This is a genomic window from Streptomyces sp. 8N616 (assembly GCF_052246385.1).
In the GTDB taxonomy this organism is placed as follows: domain Bacteria; phylum Actinomycetota; class Actinomycetes; order Streptomycetales; family Streptomycetaceae; genus Streptomyces.
The window spans coordinates 81,500-89,091 of record NZ_JBQQBY010000037.1; the positions used below are offsets into that span (position 1 = coordinate 81,500).

At 68.0% G+C, this 7,592-nt stretch carries 6 protein-coding genes; 2 read left to right on the forward strand and 4 right to left on the reverse strand.

The window, feature by feature from the left end; all coding sequences use genetic code 11:
* Nucleotides 1–82 precede the first annotated feature (82 nt).
* Together ACTWQC_RS28520 and ACTWQC_RS28525 are read right to left on the reverse strand one after the other, a co-directional pair.
* A complete protein-coding gene (locus ACTWQC_RS28520) occupies nt 83–1,501 on the reverse strand; it encodes a CBM96 family carbohydrate-binding protein (protein ID WP_443318700.1) in 1,419 nt (472 codons plus the stop codon).
* A gap of 390 nt (nt 1,502–1,891) precedes the next feature.
* Nucleotides 1,892–2,059 (reverse strand): hypothetical protein, encoded by a 168-nt coding sequence (locus ACTWQC_RS28525; protein WP_443318701.1) that lies wholly within the window; start codon nt 2,057–2,059, stop codon nt 1,892–1,894.
* Nucleotides 2,060–2,226: 167 nt separating this feature from the next.
* Here ACTWQC_RS28525 and ACTWQC_RS28530 point away from each other — a divergent pair, with 167 nt between their 5' ends.
* Nucleotides 2,227–3,378, forward strand: a complete 1,152-nt coding sequence (locus ACTWQC_RS28530; protein WP_443318702.1) for a HupE/UreJ family protein — start codon at nt 2,227–2,229, stop codon at nt 3,376–3,378.
* A 199-nt stretch (nt 3,379–3,577) separates the two neighbouring features.
* Here the strand turns inward: ACTWQC_RS28530 and ACTWQC_RS28535 are convergent, their stop codons facing one another.
* Entirely contained in the window at nt 3,578–3,979 is a 402-nt protein-coding gene (locus ACTWQC_RS28535) for a cupin domain-containing protein (protein ID WP_443318703.1), read from the reverse strand.
* A gap of 371 nt (nt 3,980–4,350) precedes the next feature.
* Between ACTWQC_RS28535 and ACTWQC_RS28540 the strand changes: the two genes are divergently transcribed.
* Complete coding sequence (locus ACTWQC_RS28540) at nt 4,351–5,184, forward strand: alpha/beta fold hydrolase (RefSeq protein WP_443318704.1); 834 nt, start codon at nt 4,351–4,353, stop codon at nt 5,182–5,184.
* 352 nt (nt 5,185–5,536) lie between these two features.
* On the opposite strand, the gene ACTWQC_RS28545 is transcribed toward ACTWQC_RS28540, so the two are convergent.
* Entirely contained in the window at nt 5,537–6,847 is a 1,311-nt protein-coding gene (locus ACTWQC_RS28545; protein WP_443318705.1) for a phytase, read from the reverse strand.
* Nucleotides 6,848–7,592 lie beyond the last annotated feature (745 nt).

Consider the following 7,592-nt stretch of genomic DNA (forward strand, 5'->3'; position numbering starts at 1 on the left):
GCAGCGACCGGACTGGGGAACTCAGCGGCGGCGGGGTGGGTGCCCTCCCTGGCTGGGAGGGCACCCACCACTGGAGTGCCGGTCAGTGACAGCTGTTGGTGCCGCTGTCGGTGAAGGTCTTGCCCGCCTGGGGGACGAACTGCCAGTCGTAGCTGTTGGGGTGCAGGGTCAGCTTCAGCACGCCCCAGGTGCTGCTGTTGCGGACTTCGCTGTTGGGCTGGATGGTGCCGAAGCCGCCCAGGCCGGTGCCGCCCATGCCGGCGACGAACTGCCGGATACCGCGGGTGGTGTCCAGGGCGCCGTTGGCGTCCATCGGGGCGAACCGCTCGTAGTTGTGGTTGTGCCCGGTCACGATCGCCTCGGCGTTGTTGTCATACAGCGCCTGGTACAGCGGCTTCACCGAGGTGTTCGGGCCGTGGCTGGAGCCGGAGGTGTAGCGCGGGTGATGCCAGTAGGCGACGGTGCACGGCTTGGTACTGGCCGCCAGGTCGTTGCGCAGCCACTGCTCCTGCGCCGAGCCGGCCGAGCAGGACACGATCGAGCAGTTGGAGTTGAGCGATACGACGTGCCAGTTGCCCAGGTCGAACGAGTAGTAGCCCTTGGTCGGGTCTCCCGCCGAAGCGCCGAAGTAGTTGAAGTACCCCGACGCACCTGAGGTGTGGTACTCGTGGTTGCCGGTGGCCGGCCGGGTGCGGGCCTTGTGCCTGCCCCAGGACGGCTGGTAGCAGTTCGTGTAGTCGGAGGACGTGCCGTCCGGGTAGGCGGTGTCACCGATGGCCATGACGGTGCCGGTGATGCCGTCCAGCAGGTTGGCGGTGGCCTCGTCGCCCGCCGTGCCGCAGTTGGCGATGTCACCGGCGCCCACCAGCACCGGGTCACCGGAGGGCGGCGGAGTGCTGCTCGTGGGCGTGGGTGTGGGTGACGGGGCGGTGCCGGTGTTGATCACCAGCTGCGGGGCGTCGGCGCCGGACTCGCGGGAGTCGTAGTACGCGCCGTTGGAGCTGGTGGAGGTGCCGCCGAAGCTGAACGTGCCGTTGCCGGTCACCACCGAGGTCACGTCGATCTCGACCCACTGGTCGTTGGCCACCGAGCCGAGCGATGCGACAGTGGCGCCGCCGATGATCGGCTTGTTGTTCCAGGTGACGCCGGTCTCCGACCAGGTGGTGTCGGTCATCGACTTCCAGGTGCCGCCGTTGCTGCTGTTGCCGCTGCTGGTGACGCGGATCCGCAGCTTGGCGCTGGAGACGGCGTCGGTGAGGCCGCTGACGGTGAACTTCAGGAACGAGTGGCGCACCGGCGAGTTGTCCACCGTGAACTGCGACGAGGTGCCGTAGTTCGTCGACGGGGTGCTGTCCTGCACGTAGGTGTCCGCGACCGGGTTGAGGGTCGTGGTGGCTGCCGAAGCCGTCGGGGTGAACGTGGACAGGGAGAAGACCGTGAGGATCGTTGCGCTGACGGCGGTGAACGCCGCCCCCGCTTTGACCGCTCGGTGTCTGAACATGCGAAAGCCCTCCGCTTTCTGATGTCGTGGGGGGCTTCACGGAAGGTAGGGGCACAGGCAGACGACCCAGTGATGAGATACGGGTCACACGATGGCCGACAGTTGAACGATCGACGGTGGTCTATCCGGTCCCACGCGACGGTCATGACCGGAATGATGACGCGTCAGGCTCCGGTGCTCATCGAGCGCCCGCGCCGGCGCCGCACGCAGGCCGGCAGGAACAGCAGCAGGCTGAGCGCGTCTGACAGGGAGGGAAATCACGGTTTCATTTCTGTGCGTTCGGCGGGCGATCCCTGCCGCCGCGACCGGCGCGTTCGCGCTTACCGGAACAGCGGGTTCCGTGCTGGCACACGAGTCCCACAACGACACTCGCAGCGCACGAGGGGACGCTCAGGCGGCCGGTAGCCGGGGGTGGATACCGATCTCGGAGGTCTTCCTGGCTTCGTGCTGCCGTTCGAGGCGGGCTTTGCCCCGGCTCACCATGCGCAGCTCGCCGAGGCCCTGGCGCTCATCCCCGAGCAGAAGGCCTGCGGAGAGTTCGCCGACGTGATCCACCACCGGGCCGGCCGACCCGGGCGCCGGTCCCCGGCGCGGACCGCCAAGAATTCAACAGGGCGTCGCGGCAGGGAAATGAGCGAGCTACGCGGTCCCCTCCTCGGGCAGCTTTGTTCCTCAGCATGACGCTCTGGGCTCCGCGGCAAGGCTTTCGAGGTACCCCCGGCCGAATGATCCGCGCGCTTCTGGTCGCGCTGGGGGTCACGGTTCTCGCCGCGCTCCTGATGTCGCTGACAGGTTCGGTGGCCTCGGCGCATGTCCCGACGACGGACGGCACGTCCACGATCCGCCAGGACGGGTCACTGGTGCGCTACAAGCTGGAGCTGGACTACGACACGCTCACGAAGGCCGCTGGCCTCGGTAGGCTCCCGCGTGGAGCGAAGGACGCCGAGCGCGATGCATTTCTCGAGTCTCACCGCGCACAGCTTGCGTCATACCTGGCCGACCGCCTGACCGTCGCCCTCGACGGCGTCCCCTGTGTCGCCGAACTCAAAGACACGGGGATCACGAAGCGGCAGAAGTTCCTCTATGCCCGCCTGCTCCTGATCCATCGTTGTCCGGGCTCGGCGAGCGGCGAATTCACCGTGCGCTACGGGGTGTTCTCCGAGGCGGACGCCATCGGCGCCGAGCACACCAACATGGTCGACTACGAACTCGGCGGTTCCGGCGGGAGTGACGTCTTCGACGCTGGCCATCGTGAACTGCGGGTCGGCCAGAGCGACGCCGGCCAACGCGCATCGCGGGCCGGCGAGACGGGCTTCTTGTCGTCGATGGGCCGGTTCGTGTCCATGGGGCTGGAACACATCCTGCTCGGCATCGACCACGTGCTCTTCCTGGTGCTCCTGCTGCTCGGCGCGCAGGGATGGCGCAGCGTTGTCCGTCTCGCGACCAGCTTCACCGTGGCGCACAGCGTCACGCTCGCCCTGGCCGTGCTGGGGTGGGTCGAGGTTCCGGCCGAGATCGTCGAACCGCTGATCGCCTTGTCCATTGTGTACGTCGCGGTGGAGAACATCGCGCGCGGCGAGTCGCGGCACCGCGCCCTCGTCGTGTTCGGCTTCGGCCTGCTACACGGGCTGGGCTTCGCCGGGGCGCTGAGCTTCACCGACGACTTCGGTGGACGGTTGCTCCTCTCGCTGGTCAGCTTCAACCTTGGCATCGAGCTGGGACAGCTCGCGATTGTTCTGCTGGTGTTCCCGCTGCTCCTGCTGGCGCGCCGGTACTCCTGGTCGACTGGCGCCCACGTCGGCGCGACCATTGTTGTCGGCATCGTCGGCCTGGTCTGGCTCGTCGAGCGCCTGCTGGCGCCGAGCGGCGCCGCGTAGCCCTCCCCGTCGGTGATTGCGTGATCGCGAACCTCATGTTCTAGGACGTGTCCGACGAGTCACCCAGGACCCATCGGACAGCCTCTAGCTCGCAGGCATGGGCCTCATGTCAACGCCGTGCCGCTTGGCGATCTCGATGAAGCGGTCGATGTCCGGCGGGGTGTCCGACTTCGGGGGCAGTTCGTGGCGCTGGGCCGGTTCACCAGCCTCGGCGAAGAATTTGTCCAGGCCCCGGCGTGTAGATGACCACGAGGCGCACCGTGCTCGTGGGCTGAAACCGCTCCAATGTCCCCTCGGGGATGTGGAAAAGCGATCCGGGACCTCCGTCGAACACCTCGTCGCCGATATGAAGGCGCAGCGTCCCTTCCACCACGTAGATGGTCTCGGTTCCAGGATGAATGTGGGGCGGGGGGCCCATCCCCTCGGGGATGGTCATCTCCATGACGGTCATCGCGCCATTGGTCTCCTCGCCGGACGCCTTGATCTCGTAGAGGCTGTCCAGCATCAATGCCCGGAAGGCTCTTGGAGGCGGTGCCGACGCGCCGTCAAGAAGCCAGGAGCCAGTATGGACGCGCAGCATGCGAACACGCCACGTGATCATGAGATTACGGAACAATGACATGCGGGGCGAAGAGACGCACGGTACTCCCCGACCCTCCGCGGATCACGCAGGCGTTGACGCTTTCGGCGAGAACTTCCCGGTTCTCCATGCAATTGCAACCCCGGCGCCCATCAAATGGGAGACCAGGCGCCACTGGCGTCGGACCTTCCCGTCCGGAAGGCCGTTCCTCCCCGTGCCGAACATGGGGGACACACCGCTCCCGCCCGGCCCCCTGTCCAGGCGGGAGCGACGCCTCTACCGCATCCCTGACAGGCACTCATGCAGAAATCTCACCCACGAGCGATGAGTCTGCCTCCCCGCGGGAGTCCAAGTGATCGACCAAAGATCACGACACCGCGCAGGAGAAACTAATGATCGACACCTCAACCGACACCGGCACTGACCGGACCCTCGAGGTGCCCGGCGCGCGCTTGCACTACGAGGTGCGCGGCCAGGGCCCCCTCGTCGTGCTGTGCGGCGCTCCGATGGACGCCGCGGCCTTCGCGCCGCTGGCCGGCCTGCTCGCCGCCGACCACACCGTGCTGACCACCGACCCGCGGGGTATCAACCGCAGCCGCCTTGACGACCCCGGCCAGGACTCCACCCCGCAGCTGCGTGCCGATGACCTGTCCCGGCTCATCACCCATCTCGACGCGGGCCCAGCCGTCGTCCTGGGATCCAGCGGCGGCGCCGTCAGCGCGCTGGCCCTCGCCGAGGCCCGCCCCGAGCAGGTCCACACCGTCGTCGCCCACGAGCCCCCGCTGACCGAGATGCTGGAGGACCGCGACCAGCTTCGTGCGGGGACCGAAGACCTCATCGCCACTTATCTCGCCGGCGATGTGATGGGGGCCTGGAAGAAGTTCTTCGCCCAGGCCAATATCGCGCTGCCCGAGCCGGTGATGGAGCAGATGTTCGGCGGAGAGCGCGATCCGCAGCAGGTCGCGGACGAGCGCCGCTGGTTCGCCCACGAGATGCGCGCCACCACGCACTGGCAGCCGGACATCGCCGCCCTGGGCTCGGCAACCGTCCGCGTCGTGGTCGGCATCGGCAACGACTCCGCGGGGCAGCTCTGCGACCGGATCTCCCGAGCCCTCGCCTCGGCACTCGGCATCGAGCCCACGACGTTTCCCGGCGGCCACACCGGCTTCGTCGAGGAACCCGACGCCTTCGCCACCCGACTACGTGAGGTCCTGCGGGAGAGCTAAGCGGCCGGAAAACCCGGCAAAGGGCGGCTGGAGCCACGTGGCTCCAGCCGCCCATTTGCCAGATGGCTTCTGGCTGTCGACCCCAGCCACAACGCCCCGAACCTGAGGGAGCCACATGATCGCTGGACACAACCAGGCCTACCGCAGTCAAGCGCCGACGGGAGCTCGGACACCCTGGGGTGGCGCGCCCAGGTCTTCCCACGGCGGGGTGTCCAGGCGAGCCCACCCGCGGCAGTCAGTCCGGCAGTTCTCCGCAGCGGCGCGCCCGCCTCCGCCGTGGTGGCGGAGGCGGGCGCGGTGGTCAATGGGTGCTCCGGCCGGGCGTGGGCCGTCTCGGTACCGGAGTAGTGGGTCAGCCGTCCCCGTCCATGGCGTTGGTGAGCTTGCCCAGATCGACGAACTTGAAGTTCGTGTTGTCCCGTGGCTCCCCGTCCGCGCCTGTCTCGTCCGGGGTGTTGTGCCCGTCCTGGACCATCAGCAGACCGTTCGGGTAGCGGGAGCCCAGCGGGGCGTTCAGCACGGCCGCGCCATCGCACTCCTCGGAGCCGTCGACGGTACCGGTGGTGATCCGGAAGCCGCTCTCGTAGGCGTTGCCCTCGTCCACCTCACGGTCGTACGCCGCGAAGGTGTTGTCGCCCTGGCTGGAGGCGAGCAGGTAGCCGGAGCCGGAGCCCTGGTCAAGGATGGTCAGGCCCTCCACGTCGGCGGACAGGTGCTTACCCCCATAGCCGGGGTCCGTGCCCGGGGTGCACTCCTCGGTCGCTTCGTCGTACGTCGCGGGGACGCCGTACTCCCGCACCTTGTCGATCAGCTTCGGTGTGCTGCCGAGGGTGGCGGGCATCCGCCAGATGCCGACGTCCTCCTGGCCGGCGTAGAGGACGTTGTTCGCCGGGTCCACGACCATGCCCTCGACCTGCGGGAGGTCACCGGGGTCGAGGCAGGGGGTCCAGGACTGGCCGTTGGGAAGGGTGAAGGAGGACGGCAGGTCGTAGGTGCGTACCTGCTGGTAGGTGACCGTGCCGGTGGAGGTGGCCCTCAGTTCCAGCAGGGCCAGGCGGGTGCGGCTGCGCTGGCTGGCCACGGCGTAGGAGCGGCCGGTGGCCTTGTCCGTCCAGGTGGCCAGGCCGTAGGGGGTGGTCTGCTGGTTGACCTCCTCCTGGGTCTTGGAGAAGACCAGAGGGGCATCCGGGGCGGTGATGTCTTTCAGCGGCTGGTCGCCGCTGGGGTCGACGCGGTAGATGCGCAGGTGGTCCCGGCCGCGGTCGGTGACGACGGCGACGTCGGCGCGGCCTGTCGGCAGGGGAAATCCGGAGACCAGGTCCACGTTGTTGAATCGGCCCGGTTTGTCATCGGGGGTGGGGGCGGGCGGCGCCGGTATCGACTGCACCTCCTTCCCGGCCAGGTCGTACACCCGCAGGCCGCCTTCCTTGGCAGTGCCGATCACCAAGCTCGCGTCCGGGTTGGCAGCGTTGCGCCAGATCGCCGGGTCGTCGGCGTCGGCGTTGCCGCCGGCGTCGTCGCCGTACAGGGCCGGGGTCTCCGTGGAGGCCGCCACCCCCGGCAGCCCCCCGTCGTCGTCGGCCTGGGCCGACGTGGGCAGGACTGCCACGGCAGCCAGGGTCGCGACGATCGCGGCCATCCATGTCCCGCGCAATGTGCGCATAAGCGTCTCCAAGAAGGTGGGAGAGAGCGTATGGACGAGGCCCGGTGGTACGCCTTTTAGTCTCTGCGTCGGGCCGCCGATGATTCTCAGCACCGAAGGTGAAGGTCTTGCCGCTGTCCGGTGACGGGGTAATGCCTCAATGATGATGAACTGGAGCACACCTGATGAGAATTCACTTCATGAAGTCCCAACTCGTCGACGGGAAATTGGCCCGGCGCCTGCAATTCGCAGCTACTGGCGGTTGATTCAGGGTGCTGAAGTTCCACCCGGCTATGGCTTCGGACATGATCCGCCGAACAGAATCCAGCCCTGGCATGAGGAGAGGGTTGCTGTCATGGCTCCGGTACACCGGGGCGGGACCGGCGGGACCGGCGGGCACGCCGCATGCCCGGCCGGCGCGCCGCAGGCGCGCCCTTGAGTAAGAGTGAGGGGCAGTAGGGGACTTGAGCCTCCGTGTGATGGCGTGGGCATCCCGGCACACGTCGCCCCGTGCGTGCATGAACGACTGGGCCTCCTGGAGGTCCAGGTACAGGCCTTGGCCCCTGGCCGTGCGGGCACTGGCCCATGGTCTGGAGGAGCTCCCGTCACTGGAAACGGAGACGAAAGGGAAGGCAGCCCGGGGGGGTGCCTCTATGTCTGTGGTCAAGCGAGGCGTGGGGTTCTGGGTTCGTAGAAGGTGCCGTCGCGGAGCATGGCGAACAGCACGCTGATGCGGTGGCGGGCGAGGCGGAGGAGGGCCTGGGTG

Excerpts from the sequence above, each read along its gene's own strand:
- ACTWQC_RS28520 (WP_443318700.1), bottom strand. The coding sequence starts at position 1,501 with ATGTTCAGACACCGAGCGGTCAAAGCGGGGGCGGCGTTCACCGCCGTC.
- ACTWQC_RS28530 (WP_443318702.1), top strand. The coding sequence starts at position 2,227 with ATGATCCGCGCGCTTCTGGTCGCGCTGGGGGTCACGGTTCTCGCCGCG.
- ACTWQC_RS28535 (WP_443318703.1), bottom strand. The coding sequence starts at position 3,979 with ATGATCACGTGGCGTGTTCGCATGCTGCGCGTCCATACTGGCTCCTGG.
- ACTWQC_RS28540 (WP_443318704.1), top strand. The coding sequence starts at position 4,351 with ATGATCGACACCTCAACCGACACCGGCACTGACCGGACCCTCGAGGTG.
- ACTWQC_RS28545 (WP_443318705.1), bottom strand. The coding sequence starts at position 6,847 with ATGCGCACATTGCGCGGGACATGGATGGCCGCGATCGTCGCGACCCTG.